Origin of the sequence: Nocardioides turkmenicus (assembly GCF_011045035.1) — a bacterium.
Classification (GTDB): Bacteria; Actinomycetota; Actinomycetes; order Propionibacteriales; family Nocardioidaceae; genus Nocardioides; species Nocardioides turkmenicus.
Genome location: NZ_JAALAA010000016.1, coordinates 1 through 18932, shown reverse-complemented (window position 1 = coordinate 18932; position 18932 = coordinate 1). Strand labels below are relative to the sequence as shown.

21 protein-coding genes are annotated in these 18932 nt (G+C 68.7%); 4 read left to right on the top strand and 17 right to left on the bottom strand.

Going from position 1 to position 18932, the window contains the following annotated elements; translation table 11 throughout:
* Positions 1–23 precede the first annotated feature (23 nt).
* On the top strand, positions 24–863 hold the full coding sequence (locus G5C66_RS18090) for an RDD family protein (RefSeq protein ID WP_165112354.1): 840 nt from the start codon (positions 24–26) through the stop codon (positions 861–863).
* Here G5C66_RS18090 and G5C66_RS18085 read toward each other — a convergent pair.
* The 9 genes from G5C66_RS18085 to G5C66_RS18045 form a co-directional block, all read right to left on the bottom strand.
* Entirely contained in the window at positions 860–1477 is a 618-nt protein-coding gene (locus G5C66_RS18085) for a hypothetical protein (protein WP_165112353.1), read from the bottom strand. The two genes, G5C66_RS18090 and G5C66_RS18085, sit on opposite strands and share 4 nt — an antisense overlap.
* 57 nt (positions 1478–1534) lie before the next feature.
* Positions 1535–2266, bottom strand: coding sequence for a tRNA (guanosine(46)-N7)-methyltransferase TrmB (gene trmB, locus G5C66_RS18080; protein WP_165112352.1), 732 nt, complete (start codon positions 2264–2266; stop codon positions 1535–1537).
* Positions 2267–2439: 173 nt separating this feature from the next.
* Complete coding sequence (gene tuf, locus G5C66_RS18075; protein WP_165112351.1) at positions 2440–3633, bottom strand: elongation factor Tu; 1194 nt, start codon at positions 3631–3633, stop codon at positions 2440–2442.
* Positions 3634–3717: 84 nt separating this feature from the next.
* On the bottom strand, positions 3718–5832 hold the full coding sequence (gene fusA / locus G5C66_RS18070; protein ID WP_165112350.1) for an elongation factor G: 2115 nt from the start codon (positions 5830–5832) through the stop codon (positions 3718–3720).
* 83 nt (positions 5833–5915) lie between these two features.
* The gene (gene rpsG / locus G5C66_RS18065) at positions 5916–6386 is read right to left on the bottom strand and encodes a 30S ribosomal protein S7 (RefSeq protein WP_165112349.1); all 471 of its coding nucleotides are present in this window, start codon (positions 6384–6386) and stop codon (positions 5916–5918) included.
* Position 6387: 1 nt separating this feature from the next.
* Entirely contained in the window at positions 6388–6759 is a 372-nt protein-coding gene (rpsL, locus tag G5C66_RS18060) for a 30S ribosomal protein S12 (RefSeq protein WP_008360965.1), read from the bottom strand.
* A gap of 263 nt (positions 6760–7022) precedes the next feature.
* Entirely contained in the window at positions 7023–8273 is a 1251-nt protein-coding gene (locus G5C66_RS18055; RefSeq protein ID WP_165112348.1) for an MFS transporter, read from the bottom strand.
* On the bottom strand, positions 8270–8731 hold the full coding sequence (locus tag G5C66_RS18050; protein ID WP_241248642.1) for a MarR family winged helix-turn-helix transcriptional regulator: 462 nt from the start codon (positions 8729–8731) through the stop codon (positions 8270–8272). Before G5C66_RS18050 ends, G5C66_RS18055 begins: the two co-directional genes overlap by 4 nt.
* Before the next feature lie 89 nt (positions 8732–8820).
* A complete protein-coding gene (locus tag G5C66_RS18045) occupies positions 8821–8970 on the bottom strand; it encodes a DUF1059 domain-containing protein (RefSeq protein ID WP_165112346.1) in 150 nt (49 codons plus the stop codon).
* 90 nt (positions 8971–9060) lie between these two features.
* Here G5C66_RS18045 and G5C66_RS25605 point away from each other — a divergent pair, with 90 nt between their 5' ends.
* Positions 9061–9456, top strand: a complete 396-nt coding sequence (locus G5C66_RS25605) for a DUF2530 domain-containing protein (protein WP_206444270.1) — start codon at positions 9061–9063, stop codon at positions 9454–9456.
* A gap of 5 nt (positions 9457–9461) precedes the next feature.
* On the opposite strand, the gene G5C66_RS18035 is transcribed toward G5C66_RS25605, so the two are convergent.
* The 5 genes from G5C66_RS18035 to G5C66_RS18015 form a co-directional block, all read right to left on the bottom strand.
* Complete coding sequence (locus tag G5C66_RS18035) at positions 9462–10256, bottom strand: DUF3027 domain-containing protein (protein ID WP_165112443.1); 795 nt, start codon at positions 10254–10256, stop codon at positions 9462–9464.
* A 186-nt stretch (positions 10257–10442) separates the two neighbouring features.
* Positions 10443–11021: a GTP-binding protein gene (locus G5C66_RS18030; RefSeq protein ID WP_008360949.1), complete on the bottom strand. Its 579-nt coding sequence runs from the start codon at positions 11019–11021 to the stop codon at positions 10443–10445.
* Positions 11022–11034: 13 nt separating this feature from the next.
* The gene (locus tag G5C66_RS18025; protein WP_008360948.1) at positions 11035–11385 is read right to left on the bottom strand and encodes a DUF742 domain-containing protein; all 351 of its coding nucleotides are present in this window, start codon (positions 11383–11385) and stop codon (positions 11035–11037) included.
* A 27-nt stretch (positions 11386–11412) separates the two neighbouring features.
* The gene (locus G5C66_RS18020) at positions 11413–11808 is read right to left on the bottom strand and encodes a roadblock/LC7 domain-containing protein (RefSeq protein ID WP_008360946.1); all 396 of its coding nucleotides are present in this window, start codon (positions 11806–11808) and stop codon (positions 11413–11415) included.
* Positions 11805–15080: a nitrate- and nitrite sensing domain-containing protein gene (locus G5C66_RS18015; RefSeq protein ID WP_165112345.1), complete on the bottom strand. Its 3276-nt coding sequence runs from the start codon at positions 15078–15080 to the stop codon at positions 11805–11807. Before G5C66_RS18015 ends, G5C66_RS18020 begins: the two co-directional genes overlap by 4 nt.
* A gap of 474 nt (positions 15081–15554) precedes the next feature.
* Between G5C66_RS18015 and G5C66_RS18010 the strand changes: the two genes are divergently transcribed.
* A complete protein-coding gene (locus G5C66_RS18010; RefSeq protein WP_008360941.1) occupies positions 15555–15953 on the top strand; it encodes a cold-shock protein in 399 nt (132 codons plus the stop codon).
* A gap of 5 nt (positions 15954–15958) precedes the next feature.
* On the opposite strand, the gene G5C66_RS18005 is transcribed toward G5C66_RS18010, so the two are convergent.
* Both G5C66_RS18005 and larE read right to left on the bottom strand, forming a co-directional pair.
* Positions 15959–16666 carry a M50 family metallopeptidase gene (locus tag G5C66_RS18005; RefSeq protein WP_165112344.1) on the bottom strand — a complete coding sequence of 236 codons (708 nt, stop codon included), beginning with the start codon at positions 16664–16666 and terminating at the stop codon, positions 15959–15961.
* Positions 16663–17508, bottom strand: a complete 846-nt coding sequence (larE, locus tag G5C66_RS18000; protein WP_165112343.1) for an ATP-dependent sacrificial sulfur transferase LarE — start codon at positions 17506–17508, stop codon at positions 16663–16665. The genes G5C66_RS18005 and larE overlap by 4 nt, the downstream gene beginning before the upstream one ends.
* Positions 17509–17641: 133 nt before the next feature.
* On the opposite strand from larE, the gene lepB reads away from it, so the two are divergent.
* Positions 17642–18403 (top strand): signal peptidase I, encoded by a 762-nt coding sequence (gene lepB / locus G5C66_RS17995; RefSeq protein ID WP_165112342.1) that lies wholly within the window; start codon positions 17642–17644, stop codon positions 18401–18403.
* A gap of 102 nt (positions 18404–18505) precedes the next feature.
* On the opposite strand, the gene G5C66_RS17990 is transcribed toward lepB, so the two are convergent.
* The coding region (locus tag G5C66_RS17990; protein ID WP_206444268.1) for an FHA domain-containing protein at positions 18506–18932 on the bottom strand (427 nt) is incomplete at its 5' end.

The following is an 18932-nucleotide window of genomic DNA, read 5'->3' as shown; positions in this document are numbered from 1 at the left end:
GCCCGCAGCGTACGCTGACCGCCATGACCCCCGCGCCGCAATCGCCCGAGCAGTCCCACCCGGAGCGGGCACTGCTCACCGAGGACGACCTGATCACCGGAGACGCGGTCGCCCTCGACCTCCCGGCCGCCGGGCTGGGGATGCGGCTGCTGTCGGGCCTCATCGACGTGCTCGTGGTGACGGCGCTGCTCGTCCTGACCCTGTTCGTCTTCCTGACCGCCGCCCCCGCGACCGACGAGGCGCTCGCCTGGGCCGCCTACATCGCGGCCACCGCGTCGGTCCTGCTGGTCTTCCCGACGGTCATCGAGACGCTCACCCGCGGGCGCTCGCTCGGCAAGCTCGCGCTCGGCCTGCGCACGGTGCGCGACGACGGCGGGGCGATCAGCTTCCACCACGCGTTCGTGCGCGCCCTCGTCGGCGTCATCGAGACCTACGGCACCAGTGGCGCCGCTGCGTTCCTCACCGCGATGATCCATCCGCGCGGCAAGCGCCTCGGTGACATCGCGGCCGGGACGTACGTCATCCGGGTGCGGGTGCCGCTGCAGCCGCCGGCCCCGATCCAGATGCCTCCGGCGCTCGCCGTCTGGGCCTCCCGCGCGGACGTCGCGGCCATCCCGGTCGGCCTGTCCCTGGCGGTGCGACGGTTCCTGTCGGGCGAGGTCGGCACCTACGCCGACCCCGTTCGCCGCCACGCGCTCGCCGAACGCCTGGCGACCAGCGTGCAGGAGTACGTCGCCCCCGGCCCTCCCCCGGGCACACCGCCCGAGGCCTATCTGGCCGCCGTCCTCGCCACCCGCCGTGATCGCGACGCGGCTCGGCTCGCCCGCGACGAGGAGCTCCGGGCGCGCCTCACCGCGCGCTAGGAGCGCTTGAGCCGCTTGGCGCTGAGGCCGACCGCCTTCAGCTCCAGCTCGGCGAGCTTCGCCACCACCTCGGTGTCGCCGTCACGCCAGGCCCGGACCGGGTCGTCGCTGATCTTCACCAGCTTGTGCAGCGGCTGGGTCGACATCGCCCGCAGCGCCACCAGGTCGGCGCCGGTGCCGGCCTCCAGAAAGCGTTGGGTCGAGGTCGCGTTGCGGATGAACCGCCACCGCAGCGGTACGTAGATCATCAGCCACATCAGCACCGGGACGACCACGACGGCGACCGCCAGCCAGATCGCGAGGGTGGAGACGGCCTCGACCTGCGCCTCCCCTGCCGCCCGAAGCTGGTCGGCGGCCCTCGCGGCACCCTCGAACGGCGCCGCGACCCCGTCGTCGACCAGCGGCAGGTCATCGACCCGGCCGGCCGCCTCGAGCAGCTTCTCGGAGAGGGACGTGCCGGCGTCGTCCATCTTCTCGCCGGGTACGGCGAGAGCCGAGACCAGCTCGTGGACGAGCCGTCCGAGGAGGACCCACCCGACGATCCAGGCCGCCGTCAGCAGGTCGGCGAACAGCTGGGCGACGCGGCGCGAGGGCGTGTCGGCGTACAACTTCATGTCGTCGATCCTGACGCCTTCGGGCCAACAGATCGGTGACGACACGGGTAGTCGGGGTCAACGCCTCCGGTAGAGCAGGTCGGTGATGACCCGGTCCTTGGCCAGACCCTTGCGCTCGAACTTGGTCACCGGGCGCTCGTCCCAGCGCTCGACCACCCCACCGCTCAGCAGCGGCTCCGCGTCGAGCACCTCGACCATCTGCTCGGCGTACTGGACCCAGTCGGTCGCCAGCCGCCACGTGCCGCCGGACTCGAGCCGCTCCGCGATCATCCGCGCGTTGGTCGGGGTGACCAGGCGGCGCTTGTGGTGGCGGGTCTTGTGCCACGGGTCGGGGAAGAACGTCCAGATCTCGCGGACCGACTCCAGGGCGACGATGTTCTCGAGCATCCAGAGCGCGTCGACGCTGCAGAAACGTACGTTGGTCGCCCCTGCGGCGCCGACACGACCGAGGCTCTCGGCGACGCCCGGCCGCCACACCTCGAGGGCCAGGATGTCGGCCTCGGGACGGTTCGCTGCCAGGACTGCCGTCGCCTCGCCCACGCCGCCGCCGATGTCGACGATCAGCGGGGCTTTGCGACCGAACCAGGTCTCCAGCGAGAAGCCCGGCTCGTCGACCGCCTCGTCGGGGATCACCCACTCCTCGGCGTACGCGTCCCAGGCCTTCTGCTGCTTGGCGTCCAGACGGCTGCCTCGGCGGGTGTAGGTGAGGACCTCGCGGACGGTGCGGCCGTCGTCGAGCAGCTTCTGATGGGGTCGCGGGGTGCGGACTGGGTGGTTGGGCTCTGTCATCTCTTCTTGCCTTGGTCTCGTGGCGCGCCGACGCGGCGCAATCCGGTCCTCGCTTCGCTGCGGTCCGTTTGCGCCGAGTCAGCGCTGTCCTAAGCAGCAAGGAGCATCTGGTCCAACGCGAAAGGCCCCCTTCGCCTTGCGGCTCCGGGGACCTTCCACGTTGGATCAGACGATCACTTGATGATCTTCGTGACCCGACCCGCGCCGACGGTGCGACCGCCCTCACGGATAGCGAACTTCAGACCCTCGTCCATCGCGATGGGCTGGATGAGCTCGACCGACATCTCGGTGTTGTCACCCGGCATGACCATCTCGGTGCCCTCGGGGAGGGTCACAACGCCGGTCACGTCCGTGGTACGGAAGTAGAACTGCGGACGGTAGTTGTTGAAGAACGGGGTGTGACGGCCACCCTCCTCCTTCGAGAGGATGTAGACAGAGCCCTCGAAGTTGGTGTGCGGGGTGGTGGTGCCCGGCTTGATGACAACCATGCCGCGCTCGACGTCCTCGCGCTTGGTGCCACGGAGCAGCAGACCGACGTTCTCACCGGCCTGGCCCTCGTCGAGCAGCTTGCGGAACATCTCGACACCGGTGACGGTGGTCTTCTGAGAGGTCTCGCGGATGCCGACGATCTCGACCTCCTCGCCGACCTTGACGATGCCGCGCTCGATACGACCGGTGATGACGGTGCCACGACCGGTGATCGTGAAGACGTCCTCAACGGGCATCAGGAACGGCTTGTCGGTCTCGCGAGCCGGGGTCGGGATGTAGTCGTCGACGGCCTGCATGAGCTCGGCGACGGAGTTCATCCACTTCTCCTCGCCCTGCAGGGCGGGGAAGGCGGCAACGCGCACGACCGGGATGTCGTCACCCGGGAACTCGTACTCGCTGAGGAGCTCGCGCACCTCCATCTCGACGAGCTCGATGAGCTCCTCGTCGTCGACCATGTCGCACTTGTTCAGGGCGACGACGATCGACGGCACGCCGACCTGGCGGGCCAGGAGCACGTGCTCCTTGGTCTGCGGCATCGGGCCGTCGGTGGCGGCGACCACGAGGATCGCGCCGTCCATCTGCGCGGCACCGGTGATCATGTTCTTGATGTAGTCCGCGTGACCCGGGCAGTCGACGTGAGCGTAGTGACGCGACTCGGTCTGGTACTCGATGTGCGCGATCGAGATCGTGATCCCGCGCTGGCGCTCCTCGGGGGCCTTGTCGATGTCCTCGAACGCGAACTCCGGGTTCAGGTCCGGGTACTTCGCGTGCAGCACCTTCGAGATCGCCGCGGTAAGGGTGGTCTTACCGTGGTCGATGTGACCGATGGTGCCGATGTTGACGTGCGGCTTGTTCCGCTCGAACTTCGCCTTAGCCACTGTGGGCTCCTCCTGGTGTGTTTTTCTTACTGACTCGTACTGAGTGGTGTTACTGCCGAAGTCCCTGGACGGGCGACCCGAAGGTCACTCGCCACGGGCCTTCTTGATGATCTCGTCGGCGACGTTCGTGGGAACCTCGGCGTACGAGTCGAACTCCATCGAGTACGACGCCTGACCACTGGTCTTGGACCGGAGGTCACCGACGTACCCGAACATCTCGGACAGCGGGACGAGAGCCTGGACGACCATGTCGCCGTGGCGCTCCTCCTGCGAAGACACCTGGCCGCGACGGGAGTTGATGTCACCGATAACGGTGCCGAGGAACGACTCGGGGGTCGTGACCTCGACGGCGAACATCGGCTCCAGCAGGACTGCCTTCGCCATGCGCGCGGCCTCCTTGAAGGCCTGGTTGCCCGCGATCTTGAAGGCGAGCTCGGAGGAGTCGACGTCGTGGTAGGCGCCGTCCTCGAGCGAGACCTTCACATCGACCATGGGGAAGCCGGCGAGGACGCCGAACTCCATGGCCTCCTGAGCACCCTGGTCGACCGAGGGGATGTACTCCTTCGGCACGCGACCACCGGTGACGTTGTTGACGAACTCGTAGCCCGCACCCTGGCCGGTCTCCTCGTCGATGTTCGGCTCGACGGAGATGACGACCTTCGCGAACTGACCCGAACCACCGGTCTGCTTCTTGTGGGTGTAGCTGTGGTTCTCGACCTTCTTGCGGAGGGTCTCGCGGTAGGCGACCTGCGGCTTGCCGACGGTGGCCTCGACCTTGAACTCGCGCTTCATCCGGTCGACGAAGACCTCGAGGTGGAGCTCGCCCATACCAGCGATGATGGTCTGGCCGGTCTGCTCGTCGGTCTTGACCGTGAAGGTCGGGTCCTCCTCGGTGAGGCGCTGAATCGCCGTGCCGAGCTTCTGCTGGTCACCCTTGGTCTTCGGCTCGATGGCGACCTCGATCACCGGGGCCGGGAAGCTCATCGACTCGAGCACGACCGGGTTGGACGGGTCGCACAGGGTGTGACCGGTCTTGGTGTCCTTCAGACCCATGACGGCCACGATCTGGCCGGCGCCCACCGAGTTGATCTCCTCACGCTTGTTGGCGTGCATCTGGTAGATCTTGCCGATGCGCTCCTTGCGGCCGTTGATCGGGTTGACCACGGTCGCACCCGCCTCGACCTTGCCGGAGTAGACGCGCAGGTAGAACAGCTTGCCCAAGTGCGGGTCGGAGGCGATCTTGAAGACCAGGCCGGAGAACGGCTCGTCCTCGGAAGGCTTCCGGGAGACCTCGACCTCCTCGTCCTTGACGTCGTGGCCGATGATCGACTCGACATCGATGGGCGAGGGCAGGTAGTCGACGATCGCGTCGAGCAGGGGCTGGACACCCTTGTTCTTGAACGCGGTGCCGGTGAGGATCGGGTTGAGCTTGTCGGCGAGGGTCGCGCGACGGATGGCGGCCTTCAGGGTGGGAACGTCGAAGACGTCGCCCTCCTCGAGGTAGACCTCCATGATGTCGTCGTCGGCCTCGGCGAGGGTCTCGACGAGCTTCTCGCGCCACTCCGCGGCCTTGTCGGCCATGTCGGCGGGGATCTCCTCGACGACGTAGTCCTCACCCTGCTGGGTCTCGCCGCGCCAGACCTTGGCGTTCATCTCGATGAGGTCGACGACGCCGATGAAGTCGGACTCGGCACCGATCGGCAGCTGGAGGACCAGCGGGGTCGCGTGCAGCTTGTCGACGATCGAGTCGACGACCATGTAGAAGTCGGCACCGGTGCGGTCGAGCTTGTTGACGAAGCACATCCGCGGGACGGAGTACTTGTTCGCCTGGCGCCACACGGTCTGCGACTGCGGCTCGACACCGGCCACACCGTCGAAGACGGCGACGGCACCGTCCAGGACGCGCAGCGAACGCTCCACCTCGACGGTGAAGTCGACGTGCCCCGGGGTGTCGATGATGTTGATCTGGTGGTCCTTCCACCAGCAGGTCGTCGCGGCGGACGTGATCGTGATGCCGCGCTCCTGCTCCTGCTCCATCCAGTCCATCGTGGCTGCGCCCTCGTGGACCTCACCGATCTTGTAGGAGATACCGGTGTAGAACAGGATGCGCTCGGTGGTGGTGGTCTTACCGGCATCGATGTGCGCCATGATGCCGATGTTGCGGACCACATTGAGGTCCGTGGTGATGTCGACGGCCACTGTCTTCAGCGTTCCTTAAAGAGATTGTCTTCGGTCTGGATGGGCGGGGCGCCCACGTGGTTCTGCAAGCACCCCGCCGTACGTCACCAGCGGTAGTGCGCGAAGGCCTTGTTGGACTCGGCCATCTTGTGAGTGTCCTCGCGCTTCTTCACAGCGGCGCCGAGGCCGTTGCTCGCGTCGAGGATCTCGTTCATGAGGCGCTCGGACATCGTCTTCTCGCGACGGTCCTGGGCGTAACCGACGAGCCAGCGCAGCGCGAGCGTGGTGCCACGCGTGCCCTTGACCTCGACCGGAACCTGGTAGGTCGCGCCACCGACGCGGCGGGACTTGACCTCGATGGCCGGCTTCACGTTGTCCATCGCACGCTTGAGGGTGACCACGGGGTCGGTGCCGGTCTTCTCACGGCAGCCCTCGAGGGCGGTGTAGACGATGCGCTGCGCAACCTGCTTCTTGCCGTCCTGGAGGACCTTGCTGACGAGCTGGGTTACGAGCTGCGAGCCGTAGACGGGGTCGACGACGAGCGGACGCTTGGGAGCGGGACCCTTACGAGGCATCTCACTTCTCCTTCTTGGCGCCGTAGCGGCTCCGGGCCTGCTTGCGGTTCTTCACGCCCTGGGTGTCGAGCGAGCCGCGAATGATCTTGTAACGAACACCGGGGAGGTCCTTCACACGACCGCCGCGGACGAGCACGATGGAGTGCTCCTGAAGGTTGTGGCCCACACCCGGGATGTAAGCGGTGACCTCGACGCCGGAGGAGAGGCGCACACGGGCGACCTTCCGGAGGGCGGAGTTCGGCTTCTTCGGGGTGGTGGTGTAGACGCGCGTGCAGACGCCACGGCGCTGCGGCGATCCCTTGAGGGCAGGCGTCTTCGACTTCGTCGCCTTGTCCTCGCGGCCCTTGCGGACCAGCTGGTTGATGGTGGGCACCTCGGTGGTTCCCCTTCTTTTCTGCTCTCACGACGCGGCGCTCTGCCGCGAAGGATCCAATGTGTGCGTCCAGGTGGTGCGATACCAACTGGTCCCGCCTCGCCCCCGAGGTCGGGCGTGTCGCCCATACCTCAACGCACCGTTGGCGGATCTTTCGAACCGAATCCCCGTACTGAGGGCGCCGAGCCCGGGTCCGAGACCTTTCTCTCGAGCTTGTTCCGGGCACGCGCGACGGCCTGGTTGTCCCAGACACGCTTCAGAGGCTACCCGGCGGCTTGAGAGGGGGTCAAAACGGCCCGGATACCACCTCTGAGGGCGGCTAGGAGCAGCACCCCCGCAAGCGTACCGAACAGCACCAGGGCGCCACTGGCGTAGAGAGTCGTGCGGGCACCGAAGTGCTCGCCGATGAAGCCGATCAGCGGGGCGCCCAGCGGGGTGCCGCCCATCAGGACGGTCATATAGATCGCCATCACCCGGCCGCGGAACTCCGGCGCTGCCTCGGTCTGCATCGTCGCGTTGCAGGCGTTGAGGACCGTGATGGTGAAGAAGCCGACGATCGGGCCGGTCAGGGCGAACAGCGTGTACGTCGGCATGAACCCGGACACGACGATGGACAGCCCGAACCCGGTCGCGGCCCCGACGATCAGCCTGAGCGGGATCCGGGTGCGGCGGGCGCCGAGCAGCGCGCCGGAGAGCGAGCCGACGGCCAGGACGGTGCCGAGCAGGCCGAACTCGCTCGCGCCCTTGCCGAACTCCTCGGTCGCCATCAGCGCCGAGGTGATCGGGAAGTTCGCGCCGAACGTACCGACGAAGAAGACGATCACGAGGACCATCAGCATCTTGGGCTGCGTACGGATGTAGCCGAGGCCCTCGCGCAGCATCCCGCGGCGGCGGGCGACCGGCTCGGGCGAGTGCAGCTCGGCGGTGTTCATCCGCTGCAGCTGTCCGATCACGGCGAGGTAGGACACGGCGTTGACGAGGATGACCCAGCCGGTCGCCTCGGGGCCGCTGCCCAGCCAGCCGATGATGAGCCCGGCGAGTGCCGGCCCGACCAGGCGGGCGAGGTTGAACGAGGCCGAGTTGAGGCCGACGGCGTTGGTGACGTCGTCGGGGTCGACCATCTCCGAGACGAACGACTGCCGGCCCGGGCCGTCGAAGGCGGCGCCGGTGCCGAAGAGGAAGGCGATCAGGTAGACCATCCACACCTCGGCGTGCCCGCTCACGGCCAGCACGCCGAGGAGCAGCGACATCAGGGCCATCCAGCCCTGGGCAGCCTGCAGCAGGCGGCGCTTCGGGAAGCGGTCGGCGATGACGCCGGCGTAGGGGCTGAGCAGGAGGATCGGCAGGAACTGCAGACCGGTGGTGATACCGAGTGCCGCTCCCCCGCCGCCCAGGCTCAGCACGAGCCAGTCCTGGGCGATGCGTTGCATCCAGGTGCCGACGTTGGAGACGACACTTCCGGCTAGGTAGAGACGGTAGTTGTGGCTGCGCAGGGAACGGAACGTGGGACTCAACTGGTGGCTATTCTCTCCATGATCGAAGCGGCGGTGCGGAGGGCGGCGAGCTCGTCGGCATCGAGGTCGACGAGCTGCTGGGCGAGCCAGGCGTCTCGGCTGAGCCGGTCCTTGCGTACGGTCCGGCGGCCCTTGTCGGTGATCGAGACCAGCACCTGGCGACGGTCGGTCTCACCCTGGCGGCGGACGACATAGCCGCCCTCCTCGAGGAAGTTGACCATCCTGGTCATGCTCGGCGGCTGGACCCGCTCGCGCGCGGCGAGGGCGCCGAGAGTCATCTCGTCGTTGGCATACAGCGCCCCGAGCACCGCCATCGAACCCAGCGAGAGGTCGTTGTCGGGGTGGCGCTCGTTGGCCAGGCGGCGGCGCATCCGCATGACGGAGGTGCGCAGCTCGGAGGCGACCTCGGGGATGTCGGAGGCCGCGGCGGGCGCGGAGACGGGCTGTGCGGTAGGCATGTCGGTAAGCATAACTGCTTACCGGCGCTAACTATTCCGGGAAGAGACGGCGCCCTGGTGAGGGCGCCGTCACGGGGTCAGGACACGGTTCAGGACATCGCGGCGAGCATCAGGATGTCGTCGCGGCTGTAGGTGCGACCGGGGTGAGCCTCGGCGAGGTGCTCCTGCACCTGCTCGACCAGCTCGTCGTCGGTCTCCGTGCGGAAGTTGGTGCCGCAGGGGCAGCGAAGCGAAGGCATCAGTGGACCTCCCAGGTCGTCGGGCCGTGCCGAGGGTTGCTCGGCAGCCCCAGACTATCGCCCACCCAAGGCCCACTAAGGTTGGGAGGCATGAGCGACCAGTACCGCGACGACGACTACTCCGGCGGCTACCCGGAGCAGCAGTACGACGGGTACGAAGGCGACTACTACCCCGAAGAGGCCGGCTACCCCCAGGACTACGGCTACGACCAGCCACCCGCGGAGGAGCCGGTCGAGCCGCGTCCGGAGCCGAAGATCGAGCTGGTCGACGAGGACGGCATCCGGGCCTTCGAGCTCGCCACCCTCGGCTGGCTGGTCGGGTTCGTGGCCCTGCTCCCCTTCTGGGGTCTGCTCAGCGACCGTGGCTGGACCTGGTGGATCTGGACCTGCCTGGCCGCTTTCGGCATCGGCGCGATCGGCATCGAGCTGACCCGGCGGCGCAAGGCCCGCCGGCTGCAGGCCGAGGAGCTCGGCCAGCTCCGCTAGATCGGCTAGAACGCCTCGACGTCGTCGCTGATGGTGTCGAACACCGGGTCCGGCAGCGGCTGGGGCTCGTGCTTCTTCGCCAGCCGCACCTCCGAGTGCGCGCCGCAGCCGTGGTTGAGGCTGACCACCTTGCCGTCGTCGTTGGCGTCGCCGTTGGCGCAGACCCCGAAGGTCGACGCCAGGTGGCCGGTCAGGCGGACCAGGAAGCCACAGCTGTGGCACTGGTCGGGCGCGGCCTGGGCGAGCGGCGCGTCGGGGCCGCCGTCACCGGCGTACCACCGCTCGGCGGCGGCGTCGAAGCCGGAGGTCGACAGCGTGCGCACACGACCGAGACCGAGATCCTTGGCGACCTCGCGCACCAGCGCTTTGTCGTCGGCGTCGAGCGGGTCGTCGCCAAAGGCGTACGTCGGGACCAGCCGAGCGTCGTCGTCCTCGACCGGTAGCAGATCGCCGGGCGAGAGGTCGCCGGGCTTGATCCGGTCGCGGTAGGGCACCCACGCGGGGGCGACGATCGCGGCGTCGCCGGGGACGAGGACGACCTCGTTGACGGTCACCTCGGAGTCTCCGCCGAGAACCGGGACGTAGACGACCGTGACCGACCAGTGCCAGCCGACGTAGCCCTTGCGGGTGCAGGCGAACAGGTGGGTCACGACGCCCGGACCGGCGTCCTTCTCGGCCACATGGCCGAGGTGTTCTCCGACGTCAGCGGCTGGCACGTCGGACAGGAGCGCGGCGCGGGCCTCGTCGACGGCAGCGACAGCCGTCGCATCGGCGTACGGGGTCGTGATCACGGACCACATCTTCGCCCACAGGCGCCTCAGGTGCCACTTCGGGGTCACCTTGCGCCACCACAACCTGAACTTCCGCACAGCGCGTCATCCTCCCAGACGTACGCCTCTACTGCACAGTCTTGGCGCCCCGCGCGACCTCATAAATCGCCGACACCCGCCGGAGCGTGGCTACGGCGGGTGTCGGCGTTCGCGTCGCTACTGAAGAGCGCGCGTGGAGACCATGGAGAGGACGTACTCGACGAGCGAGATCAGCGTCGCCTTGGTCGACTGGCGGTCGCGGGCGTCACAGGTGACGATCGGGATGTCCGGGCGCAGAGCCAGGGCCTCGCGGATCTGCTCCGGCTTGTAGGCCTGGTTGGCGCCGAAGACGTTGTGGGCCACCACGAACGGCACGTTGCGGGACTCGAAGTAGTCGATCGCGCCGAAGGAGTCGGCGAGACGACGGGTGTCGATGAGCACAACGGCGCCGATGGCACCCTGGGTCAGGTCGTCCCACATGAACCAGAAGCGGTTCTGACCGGGGGTGCCGAACAGGTAGAGGATCAGGTCGGAGTCGAGGGAGACTCGCCCGAAGTCCATGGCGACGGTCGTCGTCTTCTTGTTGGGCACGGCAGAGAGGTCGTCGACGCCGGCGGTCGCCTGCGTCATGACGGCCTCGGTCGTCAGGGGGACGATCTCCGAGACGGAGCCGACGAAGGTCGTCTTACCAACGCCGAACCCGCCGGCGATGACGATCTTCGCAGACATGGTCGCCTGCTTGGAGTCGGTGGTCACTGCATTACTCCTGTCAAAGCTTCCTCAGGCCGGACAGCACGCGCTCGAGGAGAGCGGTGTCCGGGGCGTCCGGGACCTTGCTGGCGTGCACCTGCACCACGCCGCGCTCCGCAAGATCACCGATCAGGACTCGGGCGACACCCAGCGGCACCCGGATGAGCGCCGCAACCTCGGCGACGGAGCGGCTCTCGCGGCAGAGCTCCGCGATCGTCCTCTCCTCTGGCGACCGGACGTAGCCGTCGATCACGTAGCGGTCGGTGATCACCAGGGCTTCCATCGGGAAGACGCGCTTGGGTTGCGTGCGGCCACGAGTCAGGGCATACGGCCTGACAAGGGGCGGCGGTTCGGAGGCGTGGTTGCTCACGATCTCGGTCCTAAGCTCGGGCGCGCATCAGGCGCCGGTTCTGGTATCGGGGGTGAGGGCGGTGGCAACACGCGAGATGAGCAGCTGCATCTGGTAGCCAACCTGTCCCAGATCGCAGTCGGGGGCGGCGAGGGCAGCGAGGCTGGAGCCCTCACCAACCGCCATGAGGACCAGATAGCCACCGTCCATCTCGATGACCATCTGCTGGACATTACCCGCGGCGAAGCACCGAGCTGCTCCCTGGGTAAGACTCGTCAGGCCGGAGGCGATCGCCGAGAGCTGGTCGGCCCGGTCCGGGGGGAAGTCGACGGAGCTGGCCATCGGCATGCCATCAGCCGACACCAGGATCGCGTGAGCGATGTCGGGGGTGCGCTGGGTCAGGCTGTCGACAAGCCAGTCCAGTCCTGCGGGGGCCGTTGTCACTGCTGCTCCTCACCTTCGGGGTTGCTTTCCGCCTCAGCGGGGTTGTTGCGGGCGCGGCTGACGCCCTTCTGGAAGCTCGACATGCCACGGGTCCGGCGCGCGTCCATGTTACGCGGCCCTGCTGGCCGTGGTGTGACCGCCGGGGCCGCGCCCGGGATCAGGTTCTGACCCGGGACACGTACGGGGAGGCCACCCTGGGTGACCGTCGCCGGCTCCTGCTCCTGCAGCTTCTCCAGCTCCTGCGCCCGGCGCCAGCCCTCGTCGCCCGGCGAGGACCAGCTCGGCGGCGTGGTCGGCTCGTCCTGGGACGCCGGCTCGTCGACGGCGTCCGGTGCGGGGTGCGCCGCGGGACGCGCCTCACCGTTGCTCGCACCGTTGCCGCCGGACTTGGCGGCCGGCGCGGCGATCGGGTCGCTCAGCGGGTCGCCCTTCGCCTCCATCGCCCGGCGAGCGCCGAGCGGGCGACGACGGGTGAACCACTCGGACTGGAGGTCGTCGAAGATCGAGCTGCCCTCGTCGTCGAGGATCGGGACCTCGGTGGTCGAGTCGAGCGGGTTCGGCGAGTCGGTCGGCTCCGGAGCCATCGGGCCCGGGGCGATCGCGTCACCGGCGGGACCGAACGGGTCGTCGTCAGGACCGAACCCCGGAGGCGGCGTACGCGGCGTGGTGCGCTCGTTGGGGCGCTCGAAGGTGCGGAACGCGCCGGTGTCGGTGCCGAACGGGCTGCCGCCCTGGGCTCCCGGGTCGCGCCGCGGGAGGTCAGTCTCGCTCGGGTCGAAGCGACCGTCGGGGAAACGGGCGGCCAGGTCCTCCGCCTTGCGCACGGGCAGCATGTTGGACAGGAAGTTCTGCTGCGGACCGCTGGCCTGGGCCGGCTGGTTGCCGCCGAACGGGTCGCCACCGAACTGAGGCTGACCACCGCTGAACTGCTGCGGCTGCTGCGCCGGGAAGGTGCCGGTGCGCGCGGCCGGGGCCTCGAAGCCCGGGTCGCCCGGCATCGGCGGGACGCCGCCGTAGGCGGGCTGCTGGCCCGTCTGCGGTCCGGTCTGGCCGAAGCCGTTGTGCTGTCCGGACTGGCCGTTCGCACCCGGCTGCGGGAAGACCGAGCTGCCGTTGTTGACCAGGTTCGGGTGGTTGGAGGCACCCGGCGTGCGGCTCGGCAGCGCCGGCGGCGCGGCCGCGGAGGCGGCGGGCGCCTCGGGCGCCGGCAGCGCACCGACGGGCACGTCGTAGGGGTTGCCACCTGCGTACGGCTGGGCGTCGTAGGCGGGCATGCCGTACTGCATCTCGTAGGGCAGCTCGCCGGTGCCCGGGTAGCCGGCGGCCTGCTGGCCGTAGCCACCCTGCTGGAAGGCGTACGCGTCGAAGCCCTGCTGCTGGCCGGACGGGGTCTCGGCGTGGGCGCCGACGATCGTGGTGACCGGCATCTCGACCCGCGCGACCACACCGCGCGGGCGGTTGGGCACGAGCTCGATGTAGAGACCGTGACGCGCCGCCAGGCGCGCGACCACGACCAGACCCATCATCCGGGCGACGTCGGCGTCGAGGCCGGTCGCACGGCGCAGCTTCATGTTGGCCGCGTCGAGCTCCTCCGGCGTCATGCCGATACCGAGGTCCTCGATCTCGACCAGCAGCGGCGCGGCGGGGCCGGCGCGGAAGGTGCGGATCGTGACCGCGGTGTCGGGCGGGGAGAAGTTGGTGGCGTTCTCGATCAGCTCCGCGAGCAGGTGCACGAGGTCACCCGCGATCGCGCCCTCGAACTCGGCGTTCTCCTCGGAGTCGATGTCGACCCGGGCGAACTGCTCGATCTCGGAGGCCGCGGCACGGAGCACGTCGAGGACCGGGACCGGGCCACGCGCAGCGTGACCGATCTCGCCGCCGGCGAGAACCAGCAGGGACTCGTCGTTGCGGCGCATACGGGTCGCGAGGTGGTCCAGGCGGAACAGGTTCGCGAGGTCGTCGGGGTCCTGCTCGTTGGCCTCGAGCTGGTCGATGAGCTGGAGCTGGCGCTCGACGAGGCTCTGCGACCGGCGGGAGAGGTTCATGAACATCTTGTCGACGTTCGAACGCAGCTCGGCCTGCTCGCCCGCCAGCCGGATCGCCTCGACGTGGACCGCGTCGAACGCGTCCGCGACGTCACCGATCTCGTCTCGACGGGCGATGTCCAGCGGTTCCACATGGGTGTCGACCGGGCCGTCGGCCTGGTTCATGTAGGCGACTCGCTCAGGCAGGTCGTGGTTGGCCAGGTTGTAGGCCAGGCGGCGCAGCTGGCTCAGCGGCGACAGGATGGAGCGGGCCGCGACCAGACCGACCGCGAGGGCGAAGATCAGAACACCGAGGACGAGGACACCGATGATGATGGCGTCGCGGGTCGCGTCCTTCTTGATCTGCTCGACGTCGTCACTGATCTCCTGGGCGGTCGCGACGATCATCTTCTGCAGACCGCGGATGAACTCGGTGCTGGCGCCGGTGTACTGGTCCGGGGTCATCTTGACCCGCTCGGTGCCGCCGCTGGTGATCACCTGGTTGACGACCCGGTGGGCGGGTGCCCCGATCGAGCCGTTGTCGGTGGTCTCGTTGGTCAGCTCGTCGAGCATCTGGCGGATGTCGTCGGACGTCTTCGTGTAGTAGTCGAGCGTCGAGAGGCGCCACTTGGCCTCGGCGCGGGCGAGCTCGGCGAACTTGTCGTCGGTGAGGACGTCGACGTTGACCTGGCCGTTCTTCTCCGCTGCCGCCTTCTTGCTCAGCGCCTCCATCATGATCACGCGCTCGGTGCCCATCGCCTCCGAGGCAGGACGCACGTTGCTGATCGCGGAGATCTTGGAGAAGACCTCGTCGTTCTCCAGGGTCGGCATCTGCGACGAGATCCCGAAGAGGTTGTTCATCACGTTGGTGTAGGCCAGCTGGGCCTCGACCTGGGTGTCCTTCTCCTGGATCTGCGCACGCAGGTCGTCGATGCCGTTCAGCGCCTGCTGGATCTCGACGATGCTGTTCTCGAGGTCCTTGTCGTCGCCGGCGTCGATCTCCTTCGCCTTGGCGCTCCAGGCCTCGATCGACTCGTCGGTCGTCTGCTGCAGCGGCCTCATCACGACATCGGGGACACCCGCCAGCGCACCGTCACGCTCGAACAGGATGTTGATCGCGAGGTTGTAGGTGTCGGGCAGTGCCTTGGCGACGGTCTCGGCCTGGCGTGCTTCCGCCTGGGCCGTGAGGGCGCGCGAAATGCTCAACCCACCGAACACCATCGCCGCGATGGTGGGGATGAGCAGCACGAAGATCAGGCGCGCTCGAATTCCCTGCCAGGGCTTGCGGTCCGGACGGTGGGTTGTGCTTGCGTATGGCTCGGCCATTACTCCCTCTCGTGGCCATGTCACATCGTTCCCGAGCAAGGTGTGCGTCGTCTGTGGCGCATACCCATGTCCCCCGCCGCGAAGTCTGCTGGCACCCGGGCGTGCCTGTCTGCAGTCTTTGGCGACGTAAACTTACGTCATAAGTGGTCTCGATTACCAATGGTGTACGAAATCATTTGCAAATCTATGGAGGGGCAGGCGGAGTATATGCCCCACCCGCGCGAGGGACGAGACTTCGAGCCATCCGTGGATGCCGGCCGAGGGCCCGGACGACCGGAGAGGGGAATACCTCGCGCGTCCCTGGGCACCGAGGACTAGGCTCTTGCGCGTCGGCCGTCACAGTCGCCGGGCGACGTACGTTTGAAGCGCAGATGCGCGAGGAAGGGGCAAGCTGCCGTGCCTACTGGCAAGGTCAAGTGGTTCGACGCCACCAAGGGCTTCGGGTTTCTGTCGCAGGACGACGGTCCGGACGTGTACGTCCACGCCGACGCGCTCCCCGAGGGCGCTGCCAAGACCTTGAAGGCCGGCACCCGGGTGGAGTTCGGCATCGCCCAGGGGCGCCGCGGCGAGCAGGCGCTCTCGGTGACCGTCCTGGAGCGCTCCCCGTCCGTCTCCGGCCGCCAGCGCGCCGCCAAGCGTCGCAAGCCCGAGGAGATGGAGCTGATCGTCGAGAACGTCATCAAGCTCCTCGACGACATCCGCGACGGCTACGCCCAGGGCCGCCCGCCCACGCGCGAGCTGGCCAAGAAGGTCTCCCCCGCGCTGCGCCAGATCGCCGACGAGTTCGAGCTCTAGGCCCTCTAGATCCAGCTCAGGTCGGGGATCAGGGTCTGCACGCCGACCACGAGGCCGGCGATGTTGACGGCCAGCAGCAGCAGGATCCAGAGCACCGACGGGATGCCGGTCAGGCGGGCGAGCTGGTCGGGGTCGGAGCCGCGACGGCCGCGCTCGCCGCGGCCGAGGAGCTCCAGCAGTGGCCTCGGTGAGGCGAGCAGGAGCAGCCAGGTCACCAGGGTGGCGACGATGGTCTGGATCGGGCCGTCGGCGTACCAGCTGATCGCGCCCAGTCCGGCGCCGAGCACCAGCAGGACGGCGAGGCCGTAGCCGTTGCGTACCCACACCAGCAGCACGAGCATCGCCGCCACCAGGAGCCACAGCAGCCCCAGGGCGTGACCGGCCGCGAGCATCGTGGCGCTGAGCAGACCGAGGAGCGCCGGGGCGAGGTAGCCGGCGGCGAGCATCGCCACCATCCCCGGCCCGGTCGGCTTGCCGCGCGAGAGGGTGACGCCCGAGGTGTCGGAGTGGAGCTTGATCCCGGCCAGGCGCCTTCCCACCAGGACCGCGACGACCGCGTGACCCGCCTCGTGGACGACGGTGACGCCGAGCCGCACGGTGCGCCAGGACGTACGCCACACCACGAGGGCGAGGGCGACGAGCCCGGCGCCGATCAGCCATGGTGCTTCAGGAACGGTCTGGGTCGCGGTGACGGTGTCCCAGAACTCCCTCACTTCGCCGCCTTCTGGTTCATCGATCCGGAGCGGAAGCCCCGTGGGTCGATCTCGGCGGCGGGGAATCCTGCGTCTGTCACGGTCTTGAGCACCTCGTCGGCATGCTGGGGGTCGAGAGGCAGGAGGGTAGCGGACAGCTCGACGGTGGCCTTCTCCCCGTGGTCGCGCACGCGCAGGTCGACCCGGGCGGCGTCGTGGCCGCGGGTGGCCAGCACGCTGCGTACGCCTTGCTCCGCCCGCTCCACGCGCGCGAGCCGTCGCGGGGTGACCTCGAGGCCGTAGGCGATCCGGCTGGAGAGGCAGGCGGCGGCCGGTTTGTCCCAGGTCGGCAGGGCCCAGCGGCGCGATGCCTCGCGGATCTGCGCCTTGGTCAGACCGGCGTCCCTGAGCGGCGTGATCGCACCGCGCTCGGCAGCCGCGCGGATGCCGGGCCGCAGACCGTTGAGCCCCTCGATCGCGTCGTCGGCGTTGGTGCCGGTCGCGACGTGGGCCAGGCCGAGCTCGCGGGCCAGCGGGGTCAGGGTGTCGAGCAGCTCAGCCTTGCAGAAGAAGCACCGGTCGGTGCCGTTGGCGCGGTAGCCCTCCCGCTCCATCTCGTGGGTCTGCGGGGTGATGAGGCGTACGCCGAGGCTTCTCGCGAACTCCGCGGCCGGATCCCGCTCGGCGACCGGGAGGCTGTGTGAGTAACCGGTCGCCGCGGCCACGTTGTCGCTGCCCAGGGCTCTGGCCGCGGCGGCGAGGAGGAAGGCGCTGTCGGCGCCACCGGAGAAGGCCACCAGCACGCTTCCCCGAGTCTGGAGATCCGCTTCGAGAGCGCTGAGCCGTCGGTCGAGGTCGGACACGCGTCGACCTTATCGACGTGCTCCACGACGCGCTCGCGGATCGGCATCGGAGACGAGGCAGGAGGCACGGCGCGCGCCTCCCGAAGTCCGGATTGCACCGGAGCGGGACCGTGCTCTGGATAGGGTCGAGGCCATGGGGGCAGAGCGGGAGGCGTCGGTGGAGTCTGGCCGGCGGTCGAGAGGACTTCTGGGGTCGCTGGTCGAGATCGGGATCATCGCGGTGACCGCGATCCTGCTCGCGGTCGTCATCAAGACGTTCCTCGCCCAGGCGTTCTACATCCCCTCCGAGTCGATGCAGCCCGGGCTGGAGGTCAACGACCGGGTGCTGGTGGAGAAGCCGTCCTACTGGACCGGCACCCCCGAGCGCGGCGACGTCGTCGTCTTCGCCGACCCGGGCGACTGGCTCGCGACCAACCAGGTGCCACCCGCCCCGACCGGGTTCCGGGCCGTGCTCGCCAAGGTAGGGCTCTACCCGACCGGTGACCATCTGGTGAAGCGGGTCATCGGCGTCGCCGGCGACACCGTGGAGTGCTGCGATTCGGGTCGGATCGTGGTCAACGGAACGCCGTTGGACGAGTCCTCGTTCATCGCTCCCACCGACACCTGTGACGGCCCGATGGCGCAGGACAACGGTTCGTACGTCAAGGGCGGCTGCCGGGGCTGGAAGGCCGTCGTCCCGGAGGGCCGGCTCTTCGTGATGGGCGACAACCGCGCCAACTCCGCCGACTCGTCCTTCCACCTGTGCAGCCCGAAGCGCCAGAAGTCGGACGATCCGGCCTGCGGAAACGCGTTCGTACCCGTCTCCGACGTCGTCGGGCGCGTCACGGTCGTCTTCTGGCCCACCGACCGGTTCGGCCTCGAGCGCCGCCCGGAGACCTTCGAGTCCCTCGACTGATCCCATCCCGCAGAGTCGGTCGTCATGGCGGGCCGAGAATGCAGTTGTGGGCGACGAAACTGTCGTTTCGTCGCCCACAACTACCGATTCGGCGGGAGGAACTCAGGCCTCGCGGACCACGTCCATGGTGCGGTCGCCGAACTTCACCTTGTCGCCGTGGACCAGAGCGGCCGGGCGGCGGGCGCCGAGGGCTCGGGCAGCACCCTGGCGGATCAGGGTGGTGCCGTTGGTGGAACCCCGGTCCATGACCACGAGGGTGCCGTCGGCGGCGACCTGGAACTGGGCGTGGGTCTTGGACAGCGACATGTCGCTCGAGGAGAGGGCCACCCGGTGGGAGACCTCCTCGCCCGGGCGGGGCTCCGGGCCGCGGCCGACGATCGCCAGACCCTCGACCACGAAGCTCTGGCCGGTGTCGAACGTGACCCGCCAGCGGGCCGTCGCAGCCGGCTGCGGGGCCGGTGCGGGCGGAGCCGGCGCGGCCGGCTGCACGGCGGACGGAACCGGAGGGGCCGGCGGGGCGGGCGGAGCG